This window comes from Bacillus tequilensis KCTC 13622 (genome assembly GCF_000507145.1).
In the GTDB taxonomy this organism is placed as follows: Bacteria; Bacillota; Bacilli; order Bacillales; family Bacillaceae; genus Bacillus; species Bacillus tequilensis.
In genome coordinates, this window is sequence record NZ_AYTO01000024.1 from 1 (window position 1) to 211 (window position 211).

Below are 211 nucleotides of genomic sequence, written 5' to 3' on the forward strand. Positions count from 1 at the left end.
CGGCCACTCCTTTCGGCTGCCCGGTAGAGCCCGATGTATAGATGACATAGGCGAGAGAACCGCTGTCAGCAGGAGTAAACACATGGTTTTCTGCTTTTTCGCCCGCAAGAGATGTCATGTCAATTTCAAGCGTTTCGCCAGAAAAGTTCGGTGCGGAGCATCCCCGCTGTGTCAGCAAGAGCGCTGCCCCGCTGTCTTTCAGCATGTAGCT

General features: G+C 54.5%; 1 protein-coding gene. It reads right to left on the bottom strand.

Annotation, left to right across the window (positions count from 1 at the left end; translation table 11 throughout):
- On the bottom strand, positions 1–211 hold a 211-nt coding region (locus tag V756_RS01000000122060), incomplete at both ends, for an AMP-binding protein (RefSeq protein ID WP_155906194.1).